The organism is Mesorhizobium silamurunense (genome assembly GCF_014843905.1).
Taxonomy (GTDB): domain Bacteria; phylum Pseudomonadota; class Alphaproteobacteria; order Rhizobiales; family Rhizobiaceae; genus Mesorhizobium; species Mesorhizobium silamurunense.
Window position 1 is genome coordinate 20,460 of the sequence record NZ_LPVS01000012.1, and the last position, 23,923, is coordinate 44,382.

At 62.7% G+C, this 23,923-nt stretch carries 25 protein-coding genes; 24 read left to right on the forward strand and 1 reads right to left on the reverse strand.

Features of this window, described 5'->3' with window-relative positions; genetic code table 11:
* Positions 1-519: 519 nt before the first annotated feature.
* The 19 genes from AU465_RS02945 to hypF all read left to right on the forward strand — a co-directional run bounded on the left by AU465_RS02945 (position 520) and on the right by hypF (position 17,258).
* On the forward strand, positions 520-1,623 hold the full coding sequence (locus tag AU465_RS02945) for a hydrogenase small subunit (RefSeq protein WP_192243876.1): 1,104 nt from the start codon (positions 520-522) through the stop codon (positions 1,621-1,623).
* The gene (locus AU465_RS02950) at positions 1,623-3,419 is read left to right on the forward strand and encodes a nickel-dependent hydrogenase large subunit (RefSeq protein ID WP_192243878.1); all 1,797 of its coding nucleotides are present in this window, start codon (positions 1,623-1,625) and stop codon (positions 3,417-3,419) included. Before AU465_RS02945 ends, AU465_RS02950 begins: the two co-directional genes overlap by 1 nt.
* 13 nt (positions 3,420-3,432) lie before the next feature.
* Positions 3,433-3,951, forward strand: a complete 519-nt coding sequence (locus AU465_RS02955; protein WP_192243880.1) for a HupE/UreJ family protein — start codon at positions 3,433-3,435, stop codon at positions 3,949-3,951.
* Positions 3,952-3,960: 9 nt separating this feature from the next.
* Complete coding sequence (gene cybH / locus AU465_RS02960) at positions 3,961-4,671, forward strand: Ni/Fe-hydrogenase, b-type cytochrome subunit (protein ID WP_192243882.1); 711 nt, start codon at positions 3,961-3,963, stop codon at positions 4,669-4,671.
* 458 nt (positions 4,672-5,129) lie between these two features.
* Positions 5,130-5,801, forward strand: coding sequence for a HyaD/HybD family hydrogenase maturation endopeptidase (locus tag AU465_RS02965; protein WP_376774806.1), 672 nt, complete (start codon positions 5,130-5,132; stop codon positions 5,799-5,801).
* Positions 5,801-6,133, forward strand: coding sequence for a HypC/HybG/HupF family hydrogenase formation chaperone (locus AU465_RS02970; RefSeq protein WP_192243884.1), 333 nt, complete (start codon positions 5,801-5,803; stop codon positions 6,131-6,133). Before AU465_RS02965 ends, AU465_RS02970 begins: the two co-directional genes overlap by 1 nt.
* Positions 6,134-6,137: 4 nt before the next feature.
* Complete coding sequence (locus tag AU465_RS02975) at positions 6,138-6,581, forward strand: thioredoxin domain-containing protein (RefSeq protein ID WP_192243886.1); 444 nt, start codon at positions 6,138-6,140, stop codon at positions 6,579-6,581.
* Between the two features lie 26 nt (positions 6,582-6,607).
* Positions 6,608-7,453: a hydrogenase expression/formation protein gene (locus tag AU465_RS02980; RefSeq protein ID WP_192243888.1), complete on the forward strand. Its 846-nt coding sequence runs from the start codon at positions 6,608-6,610 to the stop codon at positions 7,451-7,453.
* Positions 7,450-7,671, forward strand: a complete 222-nt coding sequence (locus AU465_RS02985; protein ID WP_192243890.1) for a rubredoxin — start codon at positions 7,450-7,452, stop codon at positions 7,669-7,671. The genes AU465_RS02980 and AU465_RS02985 overlap by 4 nt, the downstream gene beginning before the upstream one ends.
* Before the next feature lies 1 nt (position 7,672).
* Positions 7,673-8,062: a [NiFe]-hydrogenase assembly chaperone HybE gene (hybE, locus tag AU465_RS36110; RefSeq protein ID WP_192243892.1), complete on the forward strand. Its 390-nt coding sequence runs from the start codon at positions 7,673-7,675 to the stop codon at positions 8,060-8,062.
* The gene (locus AU465_RS37625) at positions 7,989-8,240 is read left to right on the forward strand and encodes a hypothetical protein (RefSeq protein ID WP_192243894.1); all 252 of its coding nucleotides are present in this window, start codon (positions 7,989-7,991) and stop codon (positions 8,238-8,240) included. The genes hybE and AU465_RS37625 overlap by 74 nt, the downstream gene beginning before the upstream one ends.
* Positions 8,237-9,385, forward strand: a complete 1,149-nt coding sequence (locus AU465_RS03000; RefSeq protein WP_192243896.1) for a hypothetical protein — start codon at positions 8,237-8,239, stop codon at positions 9,383-9,385. Before AU465_RS37625 ends, AU465_RS03000 begins: the two co-directional genes overlap by 4 nt.
* Complete coding sequence (gene hypA / locus AU465_RS03005) at positions 9,385-9,726, forward strand: hydrogenase maturation nickel metallochaperone HypA (protein WP_192178533.1); 342 nt, start codon at positions 9,385-9,387, stop codon at positions 9,724-9,726. Before AU465_RS03000 ends, hypA begins: the two co-directional genes overlap by 1 nt.
* The gene (gene hypB / locus AU465_RS03010) at positions 9,726-10,610 is read left to right on the forward strand and encodes a hydrogenase nickel incorporation protein HypB (RefSeq protein ID WP_192243898.1); all 885 of its coding nucleotides are present in this window, start codon (positions 9,726-9,728) and stop codon (positions 10,608-10,610) included. The genes hypA and hypB overlap by 1 nt, the downstream gene beginning before the upstream one ends.
* Positions 10,610-10,852 carry a HypC/HybG/HupF family hydrogenase formation chaperone gene (locus AU465_RS03015; RefSeq protein WP_192243900.1) on the forward strand — a complete coding sequence of 81 codons (243 nt, stop codon included), beginning with the start codon at positions 10,610-10,612 and terminating at the stop codon, positions 10,850-10,852. Before hypB ends, AU465_RS03015 begins: the two co-directional genes overlap by 1 nt.
* The gene (gene hypD / locus AU465_RS03020) at positions 10,849-11,994 is read left to right on the forward strand and encodes a hydrogenase formation protein HypD (protein ID WP_192243902.1); all 1,146 of its coding nucleotides are present in this window, start codon (positions 10,849-10,851) and stop codon (positions 11,992-11,994) included. Before AU465_RS03015 ends, hypD begins: the two co-directional genes overlap by 4 nt.
* Positions 11,994-13,043, forward strand: a complete 1,050-nt coding sequence (hypE, locus tag AU465_RS03025; RefSeq protein ID WP_192243904.1) for a hydrogenase expression/formation protein HypE — start codon at positions 11,994-11,996, stop codon at positions 13,041-13,043. Before hypD ends, hypE begins: the two co-directional genes overlap by 1 nt.
* Positions 13,044-13,045: 2 nt before the next feature.
* A complete protein-coding gene (locus AU465_RS03030) occupies positions 13,046-14,809 on the forward strand; it encodes an enoyl-CoA hydratase-related protein (RefSeq protein ID WP_192243906.1) in 1,764 nt (587 codons plus the stop codon).
* 112 nt (positions 14,810-14,921) lie between these two features.
* Positions 14,922-17,258 carry a carbamoyltransferase HypF gene (hypF, locus tag AU465_RS03035; protein ID WP_192243908.1) on the forward strand — a complete coding sequence of 779 codons (2,337 nt, stop codon included), beginning with the start codon at positions 14,922-14,924 and terminating at the stop codon, positions 17,256-17,258.
* Between the two features lie 221 nt (positions 17,259-17,479).
* Here hypF and AU465_RS03040 read toward each other — a convergent pair whose 3' ends face one another.
* On the reverse strand, positions 17,480-17,731 hold the full coding sequence (locus tag AU465_RS03040; protein WP_246505822.1) for a helix-turn-helix domain-containing protein: 252 nt from the start codon (positions 17,729-17,731) through the stop codon (positions 17,480-17,482).
* Between the two features lie 788 nt (positions 17,732-18,519).
* On the opposite strand from AU465_RS03040, the gene AU465_RS03045 reads away from it, so the two are divergent.
* The 5 genes from AU465_RS03045 (at position 18,520) to nifD (ending at position 23,901) form a co-directional block, all read left to right on the forward strand.
* On the forward strand, positions 18,520-19,338 hold the full coding sequence (locus AU465_RS03045; RefSeq protein WP_192243910.1) for a type IV toxin-antitoxin system AbiEi family antitoxin domain-containing protein: 819 nt from the start codon (positions 18,520-18,522) through the stop codon (positions 19,336-19,338).
* The gene (locus AU465_RS03050; RefSeq protein ID WP_192243912.1) at positions 19,328-20,245 is read left to right on the forward strand and encodes a nucleotidyl transferase AbiEii/AbiGii toxin family protein; all 918 of its coding nucleotides are present in this window, start codon (positions 19,328-19,330) and stop codon (positions 20,243-20,245) included. The genes AU465_RS03045 and AU465_RS03050 overlap by 11 nt, the downstream gene beginning before the upstream one ends.
* A 129-nt stretch (positions 20,246-20,374) precedes the next feature.
* On the forward strand, positions 20,375-21,091 hold the full coding sequence (locus AU465_RS03055; RefSeq protein ID WP_246505823.1) for a hypothetical protein: 717 nt from the start codon (positions 20,375-20,377) through the stop codon (positions 21,089-21,091).
* 314 nt (positions 21,092-21,405) lie between these two features.
* A complete protein-coding gene (gene nifH / locus AU465_RS03060; RefSeq protein ID WP_192243914.1) occupies positions 21,406-22,299 on the forward strand; it encodes a nitrogenase iron protein in 894 nt (297 codons plus the stop codon).
* A gap of 99 nt (positions 22,300-22,398) precedes the next feature.
* Positions 22,399-23,901: a nitrogenase molybdenum-iron protein alpha chain gene (nifD, locus tag AU465_RS03065; protein ID WP_192243916.1), complete on the forward strand. Its 1,503-nt coding sequence runs from the start codon at positions 22,399-22,401 to the stop codon at positions 23,899-23,901.
* Positions 23,902-23,923 lie beyond the last annotated feature (22 nt).

Sequence of the window (23,923 nt, forward strand, 5' to 3'; positions counted from 1 at the left end):
CGCCACCCCGGCAAGCCGGATGGCTGGGCGGCATGAGCGCCACTGGCTTCGGAGAACCGCGCGTGGTCCGCGCCGTTCTGAGCGCTTAGGCTACCGGGTCAGATAGCGTTTTCGGGCCGAGATACGTTTGCGGTAAGGGGCTAGGCCGCCATGCGATATCCGCCTTCTGGCCATAGAGGAACGGCATGGAATGCAGCGGCGTGATGCAGGTCCTCGATCTCGACGATGTCCTGCATGCGTTTAAAGGCGGCCCTGCGCTTTGCGAGATCAGTCTTTGTTTAAAGTCATGGGCGCGGTCGGTCGGAGGCCCGCCGAAATCCCGTCGGCCCGTCGCCAGGCCTCCTCGCGCGTCGCCGCATCGCTGAAGCTTTCTCTGCAATCTGCCAGCCCGGTTGCCACTCCATTGCTGGCGACCGGAACAAGGCAACGCCTTCGAAAAGCATCTGAGTATTTAATTTGTTCGACTTTTCAAGTCTGGCACCGGACTTGCTTCGCCTTCGCATATCCCGGCAACAAGAGATGCCGCCGCCTGTGGAGGAAGTCCTGACGCCAGAAACATTCTACGAGGTCATGCGCCGGCAGGGGATCACTCGCCGAAGTTTCCTGAAATTCTGCAGCCTGACGGCGGCTTCCCTCGGCCTTGGACCAACCTTCGCGCCGAAAATAGCTTACGCGATGGAGTCCAAGCCGCGCATTCCGGTGCTGTGGCTGCACGGGCTGGAATGCACCTGCTGCTCCGAAAGCTTCATCCGCTCGGCGCACCCGCTCGCCAAGGACGTCGTGCTGTCGATGCTTTCACTCGATTATGACGACACGCTCATGGCGGCCGCCGGCCACCAGGCCGAGGCGATCGTCAACGAGGTCGTCGAACAGTACAAGGGCAACTACATCCTCGCGGTCGAAGGCAATCCGCCGCTCAACGAGGACGGCATGTTCTGCATCATCGGCGGCAAGCCCTTCGTCGAACAGCTCAAGCATGCCGCCTCCAACGCCAAGGCGATCATCTCCTGGGGCTCCTGCGCCTCCTGGGGCTGCGTGCAGGCCGCGCGGCCGAACCCGACGCGGGCCACGCCCGTCCATAAGGTCCCCGGCCTGCCGGACAAGCCGATCATCAAGGTGCCCGGTTGCCCGCCGATCGCAGAAGTGATGACGGCCGTCATCACTTATATCCTGACCTTCGAGAAACTCCCCGAACTCGACCGGCAAGGCCGGCCGAAGATGTTCTACAGCCAGCGCATCCACGACAAATGCTATCGGCGCCCGCATTTCGACGCCGGCCAGTTCGTCGAGTCCTTCGATGACGAGGGCGCGCGCAAGGGCTATTGCCTCTACAAGGTCGGCTGCAAGGGACCGACCACCTACAATGCTTGCTCGACGGTGGGTTGGAACGGCGGCCTCTCCTTCCCCATCCAGGCCGGCCATCCCTGCATCGGCTGCTCCGAGGACGGCTTCTGGGACAAGGGCGATTTCTACAGCCGCCTGACCCGCGTCCACGGCTTCGGCATCGAGGCCGACGCCGACAGGATCGGCGCGACGGCCGCGACCGTGGTCGGCGCCGCCGCGGCTGCGCATGCGGCAGCAAGCGTGGTCAAGCGGATGCGCGAAAAGGGAGGGAACAACTGATGGGCATCCAGACGCCGAACGGCTTCAATCTCGACACCTCCGGCCAGCGCGTTGTCGTCGATCCGGTCACGCGGATCGAAGGCCACATGCGCTGCGAGGTCAACATCGACGAGAACAACATCATCCGCAACGCGGTCTCGACCGGCACCATGTGGCGCGGGCTCGAGGTCATCCTCAAGGGCCGCGACCCGCGCGACGCCTGGGCCTTCACCCAGCGCATCTGCGGGGTGTGCACCGGCACGCACGCGCTCACCTCGGTGCGTGCGGTCGAGGACGCGCTGGGCATCATAATCCCGGAGAATGCCAATTCGATCCGCAACATCATGCAGCTCTCGCTGCAGGTGCACGACCATCTGGTCCACTTCTACCACCTGCACGCGCTCGACTGGGTCAACCCGGTCAACGCATTGAGAGCCGACCCGAAGGCGACGTCGGAGCTGCAGCAGGCGGTTTCACCGAGCCACCCGATGTCCTCGCCGGGCTATTTCCGTGACATTCAGAACCGGCTGAAGAAGTTCGTGGAGAGCGGCCAACTCGGGCCATTCAAGAACGGCTACTGGACCAACCCGGCCTATCTGCTGCCGCCGGAAGCTGACCTGATGGCGGTGACGCACTATCTGGAAGCGCTTGACTTCCAGAAGGAGATCATGACCACGCGCACGATCTTCGGCGGCAAGGACATCCATCCCAACTGGCTGGTGGGGGGCGTGCCCTGTGCGATCAACATCTACGGTGAGATGGCGGCCGGCGCGCCGATCAACATGGAGCGGCTGAACTACGTCCGCAGCGTCATCGAGCGCACCATCGCCTTCGTCGACAACGTCTACATCCCCGACATCATCGCGATCGGCAATCTCTACAAGGACTGGCTCTACGGTGGCGGGCTGTCGGGCAAGAGCGTGCTCGCCTATGGCGATATCCCCGACAAGGCCAACGACTATTCTGCCGCTAACCTGATGATGCCGCAGGGTGCCATCATCAACGGCAATCTCAAAGAGGTGCTGCCGGTCGACGTACGCGATCCCGAGCAGATCCAGGAATTCGTGCCGCACTCCTGGTACAAATATCCGGACGAGGCCAAGGGCCTGCACCCCTGGGACGGCATCACCGAGCCGCAGTACGAACTGGGGCCTAATGCCAAGGGCACACGCACCAACATCATCGAGCTGGACGAGTCGGCAAAATATTCCTGGATCAAGGCACCGCGATGGCGCGGCCACGCCATGGAGGTCGGCCCGCTCGCCCGCTATGTCGTCGGCTATGCTCAGGGCCACGAGGAAATCAAGGAACAAGTCGATTCCACGCTGCACGTGCTCGGCGCGCCGCTCAACGCGCTCTTTTCCACGCTCGGCCGCACCGCTGCGCGCGCTCTAGAAGCGCAGTGGGCGGCCCGCAAGCAGGCCTACTTCCTGGACAAGCTGATCGCCAACATCAAGGCCGGCGACTCCTCCACGGCCAACACCGAGAAGTGGGACCCGAAGACCTGGCCGGCCGAGATCAAGGGTGTCGGCTTCACGGAGGCGCCGCGTGGCGCACTAGGTCACTGGGTCCGGATCAAGAACGGCCGCATCGAGAACTACCAGTGCGTCGTGCCGACCACCTGGAACGGCTCTCCCCGCGACAATGCCGGCAATATCGGCGCCTTCGAGGCCTCGTTGATGGACACCAAGGTCGAGCGCGCCGAGGAGCCGGTCGAAATCCTGCGAACCATACACAGCTTCGATCCGTGCCTTGCCTGCTCAACCCACGTGATGGGGCCGGACGGCCGGGAGCTGGCCAATGTCAAAGTGCGGTAGGGAGGGATTTTAGATGAGACGCACTGTCGTGAAACTCGGCGCAGGCCCGGCCTGTGCCCATGTCGGCGCAGGCTATGCGGACGGCGTTGCCGAGGGCCTCGCGCATCCGCTGCTCGGTCTCGACCAGCTGCTCGCCATGCCGTTGCGGGCCTGGACCGCACCGGCCGTCTTCCTCGCGGCCATGAGCGGCGCCGTCGCGCTCGCCTTTGTCGGCGTCGCCCTGCCAGCGATGGAAGGCATGCTCGCGCTGTCGGCGCTGGCGCTCGGGCGGATGATCGTTTTCGGTGCAGGTTTGCCGGGTATCGCCGGCATAGGCCCTGCCGGGCTATTAGCGCTGTTGCGCGGCCATGCGCACGCCAGCGAGGCCGCAGGAGCAACATTTGCCTATGTTGGCGGTTTCACGCTGTCCAACGCAGCACTCCACCAATTCGGCGTCGGCGTCGGCCTCAAGGTCGCGTCATCGCCCTGGCTGCCAACCGGCCTCGGCATGATGGTCGCCCGCTCGGGTGCCGCGCTTGTCTTCCGCGGATAGGAGGCGGCCATGACCGTGAACCACACATCTCACAACGAAGAGGCGGTCTATGTCTACGAGACGCCGCTGCGCCTCTGGCACTGGGTCAACGCCTTCGCGATCCTTGCGCTGGCCGGAACCGGCTACCTCATCGGTTCGCCGCCGCCATCGGTCAGCGGCGAAGCCAGCGCCAGCTTCGTCTTCGGCTGGATACGATACCTGCATTTCGCGGCCGGCTATGTCCTGATTGCTGGCTTCGCCTTCCGCATCTACTGGGCCTTCGCCGGCAACGAGCATGCCCGGCAGATATTCCTGCCGCCTGTCTGGCGCGGCCGCTTCTGGCGGGAAGTCTGGCATGAGATGCTCTGGTATGCCCTGCTGGTCAGGGAGCCGACTAAGTATTCGGGGCACAACCCGCTCGCCACGATCGCCATGCACATCCTGTTCGTCTGGTTCACCATCTTCATGATCGTGACCGGTCTCGCACTCTACGGCGAAGGGACCGGAATGGGCTCCTGGCAGCACACGCTATTCTCGAGCCCGGTGATCCCGCTGTTCGGTCAGAGCCAGGACGTCCACACCTGGCACCATCTCGGCATGTGGGTGATCATCTGCTTCGTCATCATCCACATCTATGTCGCGGTGCGCGAGGACATCATGTCGAGACAGACGATCATTTCCTCGATGTTCTCAGGCTGGCGGACTTTTCGGGGCAACGGTACCCCGCGTGATTCCGACTAGGACTTTCGTGACCTCGCCTGCTGGCGCGGGCGTTTGCCCCGCGCCGGCTTTTTTTCTTCAAGAGGGGTTGCGTTCAAGTCGACCCACATTTCGTCTCGGCTTCGCCTCTGCGTCCGTTCGACGGGGAGAAGAAGTGCCAACCGCAACGCCCGGCACCCTTCTTCTATCCTTTTCAGGGGCAAAGGTGCGGAGCGAGGCAGAGTGGGGTGGGCGAGTGAACGCAAACTTTTCAACGGCCTCGAATTTCGGTTGCCAGTCCGGCCGATGCCGCACCCGTCAATGGAAGGATACTTTCCGTCTGTGCGGCAAAATCGTAATCGCACCTTCCGCGTCGTTCGCTATCTAGAGATCACCCCTTAATTCGCAACCATTTGCCGGACCCCGGCCAATTGGCCCGCCTCTTGCTGCTGGAAAGAAAAAGGTACGGAGGAGGCTTCCCAATGAACGGCGCGCCACGGGTGCTCGTGCTCGGCATCGGAAATCTGCTATGGGCCGATGAGGGCTTCGGCGTCCGCGTGGTGGAGGAGTTCCACCGGCTCTGCGAAACAGCGGACAACGTCCGGGCCATGGATGGCGGCACGCAGGGCATCTACCTCGTCCAACATGTCCGCGAGGCCGACATCCTCGTCGTGTTCGACGCGGTCGACTACGGCCTGGCGCCCGGCACGCTGAAGCTCGTCGAAGGTGGCGAGGTGCCGGCCTTCCTCGGTGTGAAGAAGATTTCGCTCCACCAGACTGGCTTTCAGGAAGTTCTCGCCATGGCCGAGATGATGGGTGACTATCCCGCCCATCTCCTTCTCGTCGGCGTGCAACCGGTCGAGCTGGACGACTACGGCGGCAGTCTCCGGCCCGCGGTGAAGGCTCAGATCGAGCCTGCAATCGTGATCGCCATCGAGTGGCTCGCCCGGCACGGCGCGACGATCGCCAGGCGCACCGAACCGCTGGCCGAAGAAGAGACGCTCGCCTCGCGCGAAATGCGCATCGGCATCTACGAGAGCGGTCGACCCCGGCCGGAAGAGGCCTGTCGTCAAGGCGACGCGCGGCTTCTCGCGAATAGTGCCTTCGCCGGCCCGGCGAATTTCGAGCGCGAGGTCGACGCGCTTTTGCAATCGTCCGGAGGGCATGGCTGATGTGTGTCGGCGTTCCCTTCCAAGTGGTTGAATGTAGCGGCGGCATTGCCCTGTGCACCGGTCGCAGCGGCACGCGGCGCCTCGACATGACGCTGGTGGGCGACCAGCCGGCGGGTACGTGGATACTCGCCTTCCTCGACACCGCGCGCGAGACTGTCACAGCCGAGATGGCGCGCCTGATCGCCGACGCCATCGAAGCGACGGAGCGTGCGCTCGCCGGCGACGCCGACCTCGACCACCTCTTCGCCGACCTGGTCGGCCGCGAGCCGCAACTGCCGGAACATCTGCGGCCGGCGCAAGTCCTTTCACCGCAAGGCACGGAGGACGCCTGAGTCCATGTTTTCACCCGTTCTCACCATGATGATGGAGCGCCACCGCATCCCGGTGGTTGACGAGGCGAACATCGACGCATTCGCCGAGGCCCACGACTTCACCGCGCTGTTTTTCCCCGGTGACTGGCTGCGGCTCGCCGAGAGCAACGATGTGGCGGTGATCCTGCCGGAGCTGGTGCAGGCGTTCCAAGGCGTGTTCAAGCCGGCCGTGGTATCGCGGGAGAGCGAGCGCAAGCTGCAAAGCCGCTATCGCTTCAACGCCTTTCCGGCGCTCGTCTTCCTGAGGAACGGCGAATATCTCGGCGCCATAAAGCGCGTGCTCGACTGGGAAGACTACCTCACCGAGATCGCCGGCATACTGACACGCGAGCCGAGCGCGCCGCCGCCTTTCGAGCTTCCTGAAGCCTGCGCGACGCATGACCGTCGCGACCACGATCATTTTCACTGAGCGAAAGCGGCCGGGGAGGGCGCGCCATGACAGCATCACTATTCGGCGCCATCGGGCCGGGTTCACAGCCGGGCGAAGAGGACGGCGGCGACTTGCAGTACATGGAAATGCCGAAGGGCATGGCGACCTCTGCGGCACCCGTGTTGCCGGAGAAGGAAAATGTCGCCGGGCTCGAAGCTGCTTTGGCGGTGCTCTCCGCGCTGGCCGAAAGCCTCGGCCGGTCCTCGCCGGATTGCGAAAACGCGGTGCATGATCTTTCCGGCCTCGACCGCGCCAATCGTGCGCTGATCGACCAGGCGCTGGGCGAGGGCGAGGTCTCGATCATCTGCGGTGACGACCTGCAGACTCAGGAGTCGGTGCTCGCCGGTATCTGGCGCGTGCGCCAGACCGGACCAGATGGCAGGTTCGTGCGCGATTTCGTCGAGGTCGGCGCCTTTCCCTCGGCCGTGCTGGAGAGGGCCTTCGCCGGCTGCCGCAATACGCTCGCTGCGCCGGCGACCTATCCGATAAGCGCCTTCAACGCGCCGCCGCTGATTTCGGAGCTCAATGACCGCATCCCGCTCGTCGGGCCCGGCGTCGGGCCCCACGTCATAAACCTGTCGCTGCTGCCGCACACTGAAGAGGACTTGATCTTCCTCGACGGCCTGCTTGGCCACGGGCCGGTGGTCGTGCTGTCGCGTGGCTACGGCAACTGCCGCGTGACCACGACGGCGACGCGCGGCGTCTGGTGGGTGCGCTTCTTCAATTCGACCGACGATCTCATCCTCAACACGATCGAGGTCACGGCCTTGCCGGAGGTGGTCCGCGCCGCGCCCGAGGATATTGCCGACAGCCGCCAGCGACTCCTCGAAATCCTGGAGGTCTACCAGTGAACGACTCCTTCTTTGCCGGTTCCTATGGCGGCGACAACGCCAAGATCGACCCGATGTCGCGGCTCGAATGCAGGATTTGCTGGCATGTCTACGACCCGGCCGAGGGCTGCGACTACTGGCAGATCTCGCCCGGCACGCCGTTCGCCGAACTGCCGGCGCACTGGAGCTGCCCTACCTGCGACGGCTCCAAGCAGGGCTTCATGGTCGTGAGCGATTGACATGGATCATTCGCAAGCCGTCGCTGCCCGTCTAGAGTTCGTGTTTCAGCGGATCGAACGGACGGCCATGGCAGGAATTCCGATCCTCAACCCGGCGCTTTGCTTCAGCGCGGTGGGCGTGCAGCAGTGGCAGGGCGAATGGCTCGCGGTTCTCGTCACAGCCTGGTTCATGAACCTCGTGCTTCTCTGGCGACGGCAAGCGCGCCCGCGCGTGCCTACCGGCACGAAGGAGCATGTCTCATTCCCGGCGTTCCGGTTCGAGTTCATCCAGGCCTATGAAGAGGAGCTCGGCTGCTACCGCATGTGCTCGCTCGCCGATGTTCGAATTCGCCGACCAGGAGAGTGCGCAAGAGGCCGGGCGGCAGATGCTTGCGGAACTGTTCAATCTTGAGGCGGAAGAAGACGAAGACGGCGACATGGTCCGTGTCTGGGAAGACCGGCTACCTGAGGAAGACGCAAGCGCGTTGGACGAGGTTGAGACAGCCGGAACACACGCGAGCTCTCAGCCGGTGGGACTGACCCGCCGCTGGCTGTTCGGTTTGGACGACAAGGAGGAGACCGCCGCATGAGCGTTGATGGCCGCGTCTCCATCGATCTCGTCTGCGATGGCGGTCGCGTTGTGGAAGCCATCGTTATGCCGCCGCGCCCGATTGCGCTTGGTCCGGTCGTGCGAGGCCGGCCGGCGAGGGAGGTCGTCTCGGTGATCGGCTCGCTGTTCAGTGTCTGTGGTATTGCGCAGTCGGCGGCGAGCGTCGAGGCAGCCGAAGCGGCCCTGGAGATCGGGACGGACCGGCGCACGAAACAAGCGCGGCGGCTTCTTGTCTTTGCCGAGACGCTGCGCGAGCATCTGCTGCGCGTTGGCTTGGATACTGCCAGTCTCGCGGGCGAGCCTGCGGACGGTAAATCTGCGCACGGTAAAACCCTGCGCCGGGCTATGGCCCTGCCGCAGCGCCTCAAGCAGGCGCTTTTTCCAGGCGGGAATGCGTTCGTTCCTGGCGTATGCGTGGGGATGCCGGGTGCGGAAGCCGCCGAAACGGCCGCCGAAGCGAGCTATCTAACGCAGTCCGTGGTCTACGAGGGCGAAAAGCCGCTTGGCGAGATGGATCGCGATGCCTTCGCGGGGTGGGCTATGGAGCGCAGCACGGTTGCGGCCCGCCTCATCGCGCCGGTCCTGGCAAGGGGCTGGGCCATGATAGGCCACCCCGAAACGACAAATGGGGGAAACGGACATTTTCTGAAGGAAGCGTCGGCCGACACGAGCTGCCTCGCCAGGCAGGCCGGTGCGCCGCTCGTTCGCGCTTTCCTTTCCGAAAACGGTGGAGCCGGGCTGGCCGCACGGCTGGCCGCACGCTTGGTCGAGGCATCGAAGCTGCCGGGGCAGATCGCCGGAGAGCTCGCGGCCCTGCGGGATGTCGCGGACGGGTCCGAAGTGCCTACGTGCGAAGTCTTTCGCGACGAGAACGGGGGCCGCTTTGCTACCGCCTCCGCCGAGGCAGCACGCGGCCGGCTGGAACATCGGATTGTTTTGAACGACGACCGTATCGCCGACTACGCTATCACGGCTCCGACCAGCATTCATTTCGCCGAGAGCGGCATTGCCGCGCGCTCGCTTTCGGCGCTCGCTGCATCCAGGCGTGAAGATCTGGCGGTCCAGGCCGATCTCCTGGTCCGGGCCATCGACCCCTGCGTCGGCTACGATGTGAGGTTCCGCTGATGCACGAGATGGCGATATGCGAGAGCATCCGTGGCATCCTCGAGGAAGAGGCCGCCAGACAGGATTTTCGGAAGGTGGGCCGCGTCTGCCTGGAAATCGGGCGGCTATCCGATGTCGAGGTCGAGGCGCTGAAGTTCGGCTTCGATGTCGTCATGCGTGGCTCTCTGGCGGAAGACGCAAGACTGGAAATCGTCGAGACGGAAGGCAGGGCCTGGTGCATGCCTTGCGGCCAGAGCGTGCCGATCGCGGCCCGCTTCGATCCATGCCCCGACTGCGGAAGCCATCAGTTGCAGGTGACCGGCGGCGGGGAAATGAAGATCAGGGAATTGGAGGTGAGCTGATGTGCACTGTTTGCGGATGTGGCGAGGGCGAGGTCCGGATCGAGGGCAAGGCGCATGGCCGTCACCATCACGGCCACGAAGGCCATGATCACCACCACGATCATGATCATGGCCCCCATCATCATCACGATCATGTGCACGATTGTGGCTCGGGCCCGGCTGGCGACCATGCGCCGGGCATGAGCCAGGCGCGGATGGTCAAGCTGGAAAAGGATATCCTTTCCAAGAACAACGAGTATGCCGATGCGAACAGAAAAATGTTCGCCGAGCGCGGCGTGCTTGCGCTCAACCTCGTCTCCAGCCCCGGCTCTGGCAAAACGACGTTGCTTTGCCGCACGATCGACGCACTGAGGGGCAAGTTGCCGATCGCCGTGATTGAGGGCGACCAGCAGACTTCCAACGATGCCGACCGCATCCGCGCCACCGGTGCGCCCGCGATCCAGGTCAACACCGGCAAGGGCTGCCACCTCGACGCGCATATGGTCGGCCATGCCGCAGATCACCTCGACCTTGCCGAAGGAGGCCTTCTCCTCGTCGAAAACGTGGGAAACCTCGTCTGTCCGGCGGGCTTCGATCTCGGTGAGGCGCACAAGGTGGTGGTGCTCTCAGTCACCGAGGGCGAGGACAAGCCATTGAAATATCCCGACATGTTCGCCGCCGCCGATCTCATGCTCCTCAACAAGACCGACCTGTTGCCGCATCTCGACTTTGACGTGGAGGCCTGCATCGCCAACGCCCGAAAGGTGAATCCGCGGATCAAGGTGCTGAGGGTTTCCGCGCGCACGGGCGAGGGGATGTCGGACTGGACGGCCTGGATCGGGGCGGCCCGCGCCATGGCGCTAACCGGCCATCCGCTGGCGGCCGAGCTCAAGGGCGCAGCCTGATGTGCCTGGCCATTCCCGCCCGCGTCGTTGAACTGCTCGATGACGACATGGCGGTGGTCGCGTTCGACACGGTCAGGAAGCGCATCTCATTGGCCTTGGTGGCAGACGTTTCGCTTGACGATTTCGTGCTCGTCCATGTCGGTTATGCGCTCCACAAGGTGAGCCCCGAGGAGGCCGAACGCACGCTGCGGCTAATGGCCGAAGCGGGCGTGGAGGAGGAGCTGGAGGAGATTTCGGCGTGAAATATGTCGACGAATATCGCGACCAGGAGCTTGCGAAGACCATCGCCGGCGCCATCGCGGCCGAGGCGGATCTGGAAAAGAGCTATCATTTCATGGAGTTCTGCGGTGGGCACACACATGCGATCTTTCGCTACGGTTTGCAGGACCTGATGCCGCAGAACGTGCGTTTCGTGCACGGACCCGGATGCCCCGTTTGCGTGCTTCCCATCTCTCGCCTCGACGATGCGGTGGAACTCGCCGAGCGGCACGGGGTCATCCTTTGCACCTATGGCGACATGATGCGCGTGCCGGGCGCCAAGCAACGTAGCCTGATCCGCGCCAAGGCGGACGGAGCGGATGTCCGCATGGTCTATTCAACGCTCGATGCCTTGAAGATCGCGCGTGAAAATCCCGAGCGGCAAGTCGTCTTCTTCGCTATCGGCTTCGAAACCACGACGCCGCCGACGGCCGTCGCGATCAAGACGGCGCAAGCCGAGGGGTTCAAGAATTTCAGCGTGTTCTGCAACCATGTGCCGACGCCGGCCGCGATCTCTCACATTCTTGAATCGCCGGAAGTGCGGGAGCTGGGCATTGTCAAGATCGACGGGTTCCTGGGACCTTCGCACGTCTCCTCCGTGATCGGCTCGCAGCCATATGAATTCTTTGCTGAGGAATTCCAGAAGCCGGTTGTCATCGCCGGCTTTGAGCCGCTGGACGTCATGCAGTCCGTTCTGATGCTGATCCGGCAGGTCAATGAAGACCGGCACGAGGTCGAGAACGAATATACCCGCGTCGTGACCGAGGAGGGCAACCTCAAGGCGCAGGCACTGGTGAGCGAGGTCTTCGAACTGCGCAAGACCTTTGACTGGCGCGGCCTCGGCACCGTGCCCTACAGCGCCCTGCGCATCCGCGACGCTTATGCCGATTTCGACGCCGAGAAGCGCTTCGAGCTGTCGGTCAAGGCTTCGCGCGAGGTGACGTCCTGCGAATGCCCGTCGATCCTGCGCGGGGTGAAGAAGCCGACCGACTGCAAACTGTTCGGCACCGTGTGCACGCCGCAGAACCCGATTGGCTCATGCATGGTCTCCTCCGAGGGCGCCTGCGCGGCCTACTGGACCTATGGCCGTTTCCGCGAGCAGAAGCCGTTGGAGGCGGCGGAATAATGAGCGCGAACGATCCCAGGCTAGCCGTCACCACCTCGTCGGTCCGCGGCGTGGTGGACATGACGCATGGCGCGGGCGGCCGCGCGATGGCCAAGCTGATTCGGGATATTTTTCAAAGGCACCTGGCCAACGAGTTCCTGGCCCAGGGCAACGACGCGGCCCTGCTCGGCACCGTCTGCGGACGCCTGGTGATGGCAACGGACGCGCATGTCATCTCGCCTCTGTTCTTTCCGGGCGGGGATATCGGCGCGTTGGCGGTCCACGGCACGATCAACGACGTCGCCATGATGGGCGCGCGGCCGCTCTGGCTGTCCGCGTCCTTCATCCTGGAGGAAGGTTTTCCGTTGGCCGAACTGGAAAGAATAGTTGTTTCAATGGCTTTTGCCGCCCGGGAAGCGGGAGTGCCCGTGGTTACGGGCGACACCAAGGTGGTGGAGAAGGGCAAAGGCGACGGCGTTTTCATCTCCACGACCGGTGTTGGCGTGCTGGCGAACGGCACTTACGTCTCCGGAAGCAATGCCCGGCCGGGCGATGCAATCCTTGTCTCCGGCAGCATGGGCGACCACGGAGTCGCTATCCTGTCGAAGCGCGAACACCTTGATTTTGAAACGGAAATCACCTCCGATAGCCAGCCGCTGCACGATCTGGTGGCGGCGATGCTGGCTACCATTCCCGGTATCCTGGTGCTGCGTGACCCCACGCGCGGCGGACTGTCAGCGACGCTGAACGAAATCGCGCAGCAGTCCAACGTCGGAATGGTAATCCGGGAAGCGGCGGTCCCGGTGAAGCCGGAGGTCGCGGCGGCGTGCGAACTGCTCGGCCTCGACCCGCTGAATGTTGCCAACGAAGGCAAGCTGATCGCCATCTGCACGGCGCAAGACGCGGAGACTTTGCTCGCCGCGATACGCACTCATCCCAAGGGCCAGGATGCCGCAATCATTGGCGAAGTCGTCGCGGACCAGCATACGCTGGTGCGGATGAAAACGAGACTTGGCGGTATGCGCGTGGTCGACTGGATCGCCGGGGAACAGCTTCCGAGGATCTGCTGAAGATGCGCATTCTGCTTCTCGTCACCGCCTTCAACGCCTTGAGTCAGAGGATTTTCGTGGAGCTTGGTGAGCACGCACACGAGGTCTCGGTCGAGATGGACGTCAACGACGAGCGGACCATCGAGGCGGTAGATTTGTTTCGGCCGGACCTCGTCATCGCCCCCTTCCTGAAGCGCGCAATCCCGAAAAAAGTCTATGAGAATCAATGCTGTATGATCATTCACCCAGGCATCGTCGGCGACCGCGGCCCCTCCGCGCTGGACTGGGCGATGATGGACGGGGCGACGCAGTGGGGTGTCACGGTGCTGGAAGCGGCGGCCGAAATGGATGCCGGGCCGGTCTGGGCGAGCGCCACCTTCGCGATGCGAAAGGCGACGAAATCGAGCCTCTATCGTAACGAGGTGACCGACGCGGCGGTGACGGCGGTGCTCGAAGCGATCGCGCGGTTCGAGCAGGGCGAAAAGCCAATTGCCCCGGAAGAACTATCTGTTGCGCCCCTGGGCCGGTGGCGGGACGCGATCAAACAGGCGAACCGGCGGATCGATTGGGCTGCCGACACGACCGAAACGGTGCTGAAGAATATCGCAGCAGCGGACGGCGCGCCCGGCGTCCGGGACAATTTTTTCGGCGAAACGGTCTTCCTATTCGACGCGCGAGAGGCACGTGAACCAAGGGGTGACGTGCCTCTCTCGCGGGGTGAACGGGGCAAGATATCGCTCCCGGAGCCGGGAGCGGTCGTTGCCAGAAGCGGGCCGGCGATCGCCCTCGTCACCGTCGACGGCGCGTTGTGGATCGGCCATGTCCGGCACCCCAATTCCTCACACCCGTACAAGCTGCCGGCGACCATGGTCTTCGCGAAGGAAGTTGCAGGCCTGCCGGAGATCCCGCCCAATTCACCGGGCGGGTATCAGGACATCATCTACGAAGAAGACGGTGCGGTCGGCTATCTGCACTTCCCCTTCTATAACGGCGCGATGGGAAAGGACGCCTGTCGAAGACTTTTGGACGTTTATACAAAAGCGACGGAGCGTCCGACCAGGGCGATCGTGCTGTGTGGAGGACCGCAGTTCTGGTCCAACGGGCTCGACCTCAACCGGATCGAGGCGGTCGACAGCCCGGCCGACGAGTCCTGGGTCAACATCAATGCCATCGACGACCTCGCCGAGGCGATCATCCGCACGACAAGCCACATCACCGTAGCAGCGCTTGCCGGAAACGCGGGAGCGGGCGGCGTGTTTCTCGCCCGCGGCACCGACCAGGTCTGGATGCGCTCGAGCGTCATCCTCAACCCGCATTACAAGGACATGGGCAATCTCTACGGCTCGGAGTTCTGGACCTATCTCCTGCCGAGCTGCTGCGGGCCTGAGAATGCCCGCCGGATCGCGGCGGCGCGCCTGCCGATGGGCGCGAAGCAGGCGCTAAGTCTGAATCTGGCCAACCGGGTGTTCGCGGGGGCAAGCGAGCTGTTTATGGCGCAAGTGAGGGCGTCGGCTGCCGCGCTGGCCGGGAGCGCAGAGTTTCCGCGGTTGCTCGCCAAAAAACAAGCGCAGCGCGCAGCCGACGAGGCGGCCAAGCCGCTTTCGGCCTATCGCAAGGAGGAGCTTTCGCGGATGCGCCGCAATTTCTACGGCTTCGATCCGAGCTACCACGTCGCGCGGCATAATTTCGTGCACAAGGTGCCGAAGTCGCGCACCCCAGTGACGATCGCCCGCCACCGCGATGTCGCCTGGCAGGCCGGCCGGGAGGGGAGGAGGAAGGCATCGTGAGCGACCTGCTGGGCATATTGATCGTCGACGACGAAATCCGCTCGCTGGAGGCGCTGCGGCGCATCCTGAGCGAGGATTTCGACGTCCCGTGCATGGTATGCACGGTGCACTGATGGGCGCGCTTCGCGGCGAGCCAGCAGTGGAGGGATGCCTGGTCCGGGTGACGGGGCTGGTGCAAGGCGTCGGCTTCCGGCCGACAGTGTGGCGCATCGCAACAGCTATGGGGCTATCGGGCCATGTCCGCAACGATGCTGCAGGCGTGGAGATCGCGCTGTGGTGCAGCGATGCCGAGTTCGAGACCTTCGCGGACAGGCTAAAGGCGCAATGCCCGCCGCTGGCGCGGATCGACGGGATCGAGGCGGCGATGCTTGAAGGGCCGCGGCCGGCGGGCGGCTTCGCTATTGCGGCGAGTGCGGGCGGGCAGGTGAAGACCGGCATCGTTGCCGACGCCGCCTGCTGCCCGCAATGTCTTGCGGAAGTGCTCGACCCCAAGGACCGGCGCTATTTCTACCCTTTCGCCAATTGCACGCATTGCGGGCCGCGGCTGTCGATCGTCAACGCTATCCCCTATGACCGCCGCTCGACCGCTATGGCACGATTTTCGATATGCGAGGAATGCCGGGCCGAGTACGAAAATCCGGCCGACCGCCGCTTTCACGCCCAGCCGATCGCCTGCCCGGCCTGCGGCCCGCGCGTCTGGTTGGAAGATCCGGACCGCGTCGTGGTCGGCGGCGGCCCGCAGGCAGTGATCCGGGAAGCGGCGGCGCTGATCGAAGAAGGGCGGATCGTCGCGATCAAGGGCATCGGCGGGTTCCACCTCGCCTGCGATGCGACGGACGAAGCGGCTGTGGCGCAGCTGCGCGCCCGCAAGAAACGCGACGGCAAGCCGCTCGCGCTGATGGCGCGCGACTTGGAGCAGCTTGCCGAATTCGCGGAGCTGTCGGGCGAGGAGCGCGCGGCGCTTGCCGCCCGAGCGGCGCCGATCGTGCTGGTGAAGCGCCGTGACAGCTGCGGCGTTGCGGCGGGCGTGGCGCCGGAGCACGAGCGGCTCGGTTTCATGCTGCCCTACACGCCGCTGCATCATCTCTTGCTGCGGGCGCTGGACGGTCCGGTGGTGATGACCTCCGGCAATCGCTCGGGCGAGCCGCAATGCACGGACAACGACGAGGCGCGGCAGGAGCTTGCCGGGATCGCCGACTTCTGGCTGATGCACGACCGCGAGATTGTCAACCGGCTCGACGACAGCGTGGTGCGCCGCGACGGCCACGGCATTTCGGTGTTGCGGCGCGCGCGTGGTTTCGCGCCGGAGCCGCTGGCGCTGCCGGCGGGCTTCCATGGCCCGGTCAGGGCGCTGGCTGCGGGCGGCGACCTAAAGGCCGCGTTCTGCCTGGCGGGCGACGGCAAGGCGCTGCTGTCGCAGCATCTTGGCGACCTCGACGAGCTGAAGAACCAGGACGCGTGGGGGCAGGCGTTGGGACTGTATCGAAGCCTGTTCGACACGAAGCCGGACCTCATTGTGGCCGACCGGCATCCGGGCTACCGTTCGACCCGGCTTGCCATGGAGCTTGCCCGTGAGACCGCGGCGAGGTTTGTGCAGGTCCAGCACCATCACGCGCATCTCGCCTCGTGCCTTGCCCAGCACGGCCGCGCAATCGACGCACCGCCGGTGCTCGGCATTATCCTCGACGGTCTCGGATACGGCGATGACGGCACGATCTGGGGCGGCGAGTTCCTGCTCGGCGGCTATCGAGGGTTCCGGAGGCTGGCATACTTCGAGCCGGTCGCCATGCCCGGCGGCGACAAGGCCAGCGTCGAGCCGTGGCGCAATGCCTATGCGCATCTGCGGGCGGCTTTCGGTCCGGATTTCCTGGCCAAGCTTCCTGCCGATCGGCCCTTCGTCCGCGCCTTGGCCGAAAAGCCGCTTGGCGTGCTGGACCGGATGATCGAGAGGGGCGTCAATGCTCCGCTTGCTTCCTCGGCGGGGCGCCTTTTCGATGCCTGCGCGGCAGTCCTCGGCATCTGTTTCGAGTACCAGAGCTACGAGGGGCAAGCCGGCATGGAGATGGAGGCGCTCGCCAGCCCGTTCATGGATGCGGCCGAGGCTTGGCCAGAAACCTCGCCGAAGGGGCCGGCTATCTCTTGGAAAGGTCTTTGGGAAGGGCTTCTTCGCGATCAGGCTTCGGGCGTCAAAACCGGGCTGATTGCCGCGCGCTTCCACAGGACGCTGATAGAGATCATCTCGCGGAAGGCCATCGGACTCACTAAGGAAAACGGCGTCGGCACGGTCGCACTGTCCGGCGGCGCTTTCCAGAATCGACTGCTGCTCAAAGGCGTACTCGCCGAGCTCACAGTTGCAGGATTGGAGGGGCTGGCGCACGCAAGCGTTCCCGCAAACGACGGCGGTCTGGCGCTCGGCCAGGCAACGATCGGCCTAGCCCTTTCGCATTGAGACCAATCGTTGAAGAAAAAATATCAGCATCGTCTATATGAGGCGGTGCGCATTGTGACGAGCGGCGGCCAGCTTGGCGCATTTCGTCCGGGCTATGAGTGGCTCATCTGCACGTATCGCCGGATAAAAGGACTAGCCGGGAATGATGCTCCGAAAAGGAATCGTCGAGGACAGGTACCTCTAAGCCGCGCAGCCAAGTAGCGTTTCTCCAATGGCTCTTTTTAGGCCGCCGACAATGCGCGTTCCACGGCTTCGGGTTCTTTCTCAATGACAGTGAGAAGGATGCGAGACGGCGCGTCGATATTCGAGCGGCCCTGTTCCCAATCACGAACACGACCGAAGGAAAAACCGTAGCGGGCTGCGAATTCCGTCTGCGACAATCCCAATTTCCGGCGGATGGGACGCACATCGACCGTTGCAGGGATATGAATGCCATATTCTTCAGTTTGGGCGTCGCCCCTGGCATATGCCAAGAGCTTCCCGAGCGCCCTGCAAAATCCTCGATCCTGCCTTGCTCATTTTCGACTCCTGATCTTCTTCACCTGCGCTCTGGCGCTTCAAGAACTGCGCTGATGATCGGGCCGTCACCAAGCCCAACCGCGCTCGCTCGGGCTGCGCAACCCTGACCAGCTTCGCCCGGCGAGCGCTCACCGTCCCGGATCAATGAAGGGGGCCCCTTTGCGCGCCGATCCAGGGTCCCCATTCCGGGCCGATTGACAGTCGGTCAAGGAGACTAGCAGGAACGGTCTCCGGTCGCCTGGTGAGATGGCGTTTCGCCTCCGTTGGCGACAGATGCCGATCTTTTCCAGGACCGCCATGGCCAAGCTGCGGTGCAGCGATCCCATGGCGGTGATGTGTGACTGCGTGCCCCAGCGCCAGAGGCTGTTGCGGCATGTATTTTCAATGCTCCGTTACGCGCATGAACCACCCCCGACAAAGAATGCCTCCCGGCGACCTTTGGACTTCTATTCGCTGAAATTCAGAATCATGGTTCAGCATAGTGGATTTCGATGAGCGACATGATTTCAAAATCAATGAAAGGCGTCCGCAAATTACTATGGGAAATCTTATACTTCTCACACGAGGGCGGCCATCGTTCTGCTGCGATCTAACGACAGGCATTACACAGGCATCTTTCGGTTTGGAATGGCGAGCGGCGTCTCTTTGATATCCATCAATTTGGTGTTCTATAGGTACCCATAATCAGGTTCATTTAAAGGGGGCTTGGCAGGCGCTTTAACTATTGGCTATAATGTGTACCATGAGTGCACCGCGCGAAGATAAGCTAAAGAACGTTCTGAAGGCCGTCCCGGCTGGCTTTATCGTGGATGCGCACTGGCTGGAGGCCCAAGGCGTCAGCCGTTTCCTGACGCGCAAATATATAGAAAGCGGCTGGCTGCAGCGCCTCGCGCGCGGTGTTTTCCGCCGCCCGGCACCGCAGCCGGTTCCGCTCGACTGGCCGACCTGTCTGCTCTCTCTCCAGCACATCATGAACTACAAGGTGCACGCTGGCGGCACCACGGCCCTCGGCCTACAGGGCTACCGCCATTATCTTCCGCTCGGCAGCCCCGCCCCGGTCTGGCTCTACGGCAACGACATACCCACCTGGCTGCAGCGCCTTCAACTGGACGCGCCGCTCACAACACGCAATCTCTCACTGTTCAGCGAATCGGCCCTCGGCCTTGCCGACAACAAATCCGCCAGCACTGCAACGCTGCCCTGGGGCTGGGCGCTCCGCCTGTCCTCGCCCGAACGCGCGATCCTGGAAGCGCTCGAAGAACTACCTGCCAACGAAAGCTTCCACAATCTCGATATGGTGTTTGAGGGACTCACCACGCTGAGTCCCCGCCGCCTCGCCGCCTTGCTGCAGAGCTGCAGCAGCATCAAGGTGAAACGCCTGTTCTTCGTGTTCGCCGACCGCCACAAACATGCCTGGCGCGAGCGTCTCAATGCTGACGATTTCAATTTGGGAACAGGGGACCGCGCCCTTGTGAAAGGGGGAAGGATACATCCCCGCTATCGCATCATGGTCCCACCGGAGTTTGCCGAAACGCCAAAAGGAGCTGCCGATGGCCCGTGACGCCTATGCCGCGCAAGTTGCTCTGCTGGTGCGCCTGCTTCCCTTCATCGCAGATGAGGAAGTCTTTGCGCTGAAGGGCGGGACCGCTATCAATCTCTTCTACCGCGACATGCCGCGCCTCTCGGTCGATATCGATCTGACATACCTGCCGGTGCGGGATCGCGCGGAAAGTCTGGCGGACATTGACGAAACCCTCGACCGGATTGTCGCCGCCGCCAGCCGCGGCATCCCGCGACTCGATGCCCGCCGGATAGAGGGCGGCGGCGGCGGCGCCACGCGTATCAAGGCACGGCTCGACGGCGCCGAAGTCAAGATCGAGACCTCGCCTGTCACGCGCGGGGTTGTGCATGATCCAGAACGCCGCGAAGTGTCAGCGGCCGTAGAAGATGAATTCGGATATGCATCCATCCAGGTCGTATCGTTTGAGGACCTGTTCGGCGGCAAGCTTCATGCTGCCGTCGATCGCCAGCATCCGCGCGATCTGTTTGACGTAAAACTACTTTACGAGAACGAGGGCTTCACCGACGCGCTGTTCCGGACGTTTCTGGTCTATGTAGCCAGCTCCCCACGACCAGCGCACGAGCTGCTTTCACCGGGCCTGAGCAAACTGGATGAACCGTTTGCTCGTGAGTTCGTCGGCATGACGACGGTACCGGTCACTCTCGAAGAGCTCGCTGAGACAAGACACCGGCTGTTCGCAGACTTACGGAAGCGGATGGATGCCGATACGCGCAGGTTTCTGACCAGCCTGCATGAGGGGGAGCCGGATTTCGAGGCGATCGGTCTACCGCAGGCAGCATCCCTCCCGGCGGTACGCTGGAAGCTGCTGAACCTGAACAAACTCAGCGTTGAGAATCCTGAGAAGCATAAGGCTCACAGGGGAGAGCTCGAAAAGCTATTCAGCTGAAGGAGAAACGAACAAATGAAAATGAAGGCTTCCTGGCGCTTCGACACACCCGGTCCTATGCCGCCGGAAGCGGTGCGTGAGTTCGACACTCTCATCGGCAAAGTCGTGGCCTAAGGAAACCGCTGGCGTATGCTCGAACATTTCAAGGGATATTTCGGGGCATCGGGCAGCAGCTCTTCTGAGAGCTGGGCAGAATCCGACCTGAACACTTTCATGTGGCAGACAGCAGAGAATGCGCCGCTATTCATCGAAGCCTCTTACGAGGGGTGTGAGGCGCTGCGCAGCGACGACATTGCGGTCCCTGATGTCGGCCGCATGAACCGCATTCTAAGTGAGCACGGCATCGGATACGAGATCAGACCGCCAGAACTGATCGCCGTCGGCCTTCATCAACCAATCGCTGTACCCGAGCGCTATCAGTCGCTCGATGAACAGGCGCAGGACATTGTGCAACAATCTCTCCGGCCATCCGAGAGGCTGCTCGCCGAAGGGCATTCCCGGCAGGCCGTCCAGGAAATTCTGTGGCTGATGGAATCGGTTGTAACGGCTTTCAAAAGCCTTAGCACCGGCAGTACCACGATCGAAGAAAAGTACTTCAACAAGATCGCGCAGGAACTCCGGACCAAGAAGAAGGGACAAACGATCGAGCAGGTTCTTGCCTGGCTCACTACACTACACGGCTATCTTTCGTCACCGACAGGCGGCGGGGTCAGGCATGGCGTTGACCTTAAGAGCGGCATCACGATCAATGTCGATGAAGGGCGCCTCTATTGTAACCTGATCCGCAGCTACGTGACATTCCTGATGGCTGAGCATTATCGGATGAGCCGGCGCGTCCAAGAATAACCGCGAAGTCTTGTCGCGAAGGGTCGTCAAATCGCCTCTGCTCCAACAGGCCCCCAGCTCTCCGACTCAGTGTCTCAAGGATCGCCAACCGACACTTTCTGTCGCCTTTGTCGGGTCCGCTACACGGTTTGTTCCGACAATCGCTTGTTTGGCCTCAAGCTAAATCGCTGAAAAGCAACCACGAAATTTTTCTACGACCCGATTGGCCAAGTTGGCACGAGTCTTGAAACCCTTTGGTACGAGGCGGCGAGAGCTGCCGACCGGCATTCATGTCGCGGGCAGCCGCGATGACGGAACGAAGGAAGGAAAGCTACATGTCAGGTCTGCGTCAGATCGCCTTTTACGGCAAGGGCGGCATCGGCAAGTCCACCACCTCCCAGAATACCCTCGCCGCCCTTGTCGACCTCGGGCAGAGGATCCTCATCGTCGGCTGCGATCCCAAAGCCGACTCCACCCGCCTGATCCTGAACTCGAAAGCGCAGGATACCGTCCTGCACCTCGCGGCACAGGAAGGTTCGGTCGAAGACCTCGAACTCCAGGACGTGCTCAAGGTCGGCTATAAAGGCATCAAGTGCGTGGAATCCGGCGGCCCCGAGCCGGGTGTCGGCTGCGCCGGCCGCGGCGTCATCACTTCGATCAACTTCCTCGAGGAGAACGGCGCTTATGACGATGTCGATTATGTCTCCTACGACGTGCTCGGGGACGTGGTGTGTGGCGGCTTCGCGATGCCGATCCGCGAGGGCAAGGCCCAGGAAATCTACATTGTCATGTCCGGGGAGATGATGGCGCTCTATGCCGCCAACAACATCGCCAAGGGCATCCTGAAATATGCTCATTCGGGTGGCGTGCGGCTCGGCGGCCTGATCTGCAACGAGCGCCAAACCGACCGCGAGCTCGACCTCGCCGAAGCATTGGCTGCCAAGCTCAATTCCAAACTCATCCACTTCGTGCCGCGCGACAACATCGTCCAGCACGCCGAACTGAGGAAGATGTCAGTGATCCAGTATGCGCCGGACTCCAAGCAGGCGGGGGAATACCGGGCGCTGGCCGAGAAGATCCATGCCAATTCGGGCCAGGGCACCATCCCGACCCCGATCACCATGGAGGAGCTCGAGGACATGCTGCTCGACTTCGGCATCATGAAGACCGACGAGCAGATGCTTGCCGAGCTTCAGGCCAAGGAAGCGGCGAAGGCGGCCGCACAGTAACGACCGCTGCCGACATGAGGCGCGGCCTTGACCTGGCGCGCCTTTCAAAGAACGGCGCCTCGTCGGTGAGGCGTCATCCCGAACCTTGAAAGGGGTCCCATGAGCCTGGAATACGAGAATGACGGTGCTCTCCATGCGAAGCTTATCGAGGAGGTGCTGTCGCAATATCCCGACAAGGCGGCGAAGCGCCGCAAAAAGCACCTCAGCGTCGCAAAGAGCGGGAACGAGGCTGGCGAGGAAGGCGAGGTCCTTTCCGAATGCGACGTCAAATCGAACATCAAGTCCATTCCGGGCGTGATGACGATTCGCGGCTGCGCCTATGCCGGCTCAAAAGGCGTGGTGTGGGGTCCAGTCAAGGATATGGTCCATATCTCGCACGGCCCGGTTGGCTGCGGGCAATATTCCTGGTCGCAGCGCCGAAACTACTACGTCGGTACGACGGGCATCGACACGTTCGGGACAATGCAGTTCACCTCCGATTTCCAGGAGAAGGACATTGTTTTCGGCGGCGACAAGAAGCTGGAACAGATCATCGACGAGATTGAGGAACTGTTTCCGCTGAACAATGGCATCACCGTGCAATCCGAATGCCCGATCGGCCTGATTGGCGACGACACCGAAGCAGTTTCCCGTAACAAGGCCAAGGAGCACGAAAAAACGATCGTGCCGGTGCGCTGCGAGGGTTTCCGTGGCGTCTCGCAATCACTCGGCCATCACATCGCCAATGACTCGATCCGCGACTGGGTCTTCGAGAAGAAGGACGTGGAGTTCGAGGCCGGCCCGTACGACGTCAACGTGATCGGCGACTACAATATCGGCGGCGACGCCTGGGCCTCGCGCATCCTGCTCGAGGAGATAGGGCTGCGCGTGGTCGGCAACTGGTCGGGCGACGCGACACTCGCCGAGATAGAGCGCGCGCCGAAGGCCAAGCTCAATCTCATCCATTGCTACAGGTCGATGAACTACATCTGCCGGCACATGGAGGAAAAGTATGGCGTCGCCTGGATGGAGTACAATTTCTTCGGCCCCTCCCAGATCGAAGCCTCTCTGCGCAAGATAGCCAAGCATTTTGGGCCCGAAATCGAGGAGAAGACTGAGAAGGTCATCGCAAAGTACAGACCGCTCGTTGATGCAGTCATTACCAAGTATCGGCCGCGCCTCGAAGGCAATACCGTGATGCTCTATGTCGGCGGCCTGCGCCCCCGTCACGTCATCACCGCCTACGAGGATCTCGGCATGGTGATCGTCGGCACCGGTTATGAGTTTGCCCACAATGACGACTATCAGCGCACCGGCCATTACGTGAAGAATGGCACGCTGATCTATGATGACGTGACCGGTTACGAGTTGGAGAAGTTCATCGAGGGGGTTCGCCCTAATCTCGTCGGCTCGGGCATCAAGGAAAAATACCCGGTGCAGAAGATGGGCATACCGTTCCGTCAGATGCACTCCTGGGATTATTCAGGACCGTATCACGGCTATGACGGCTTTGCCATTTTCGCCCGCGACGTGGACCTTGCCATCAACAATCCGGTCTGGGGCCTATACCAGGCCCCCTGGAAAACAAGCCCGAGCCGTGGGCGAGCGATGGCTGCCGAGTAAACACCTGACTTTAGCCTAGTCT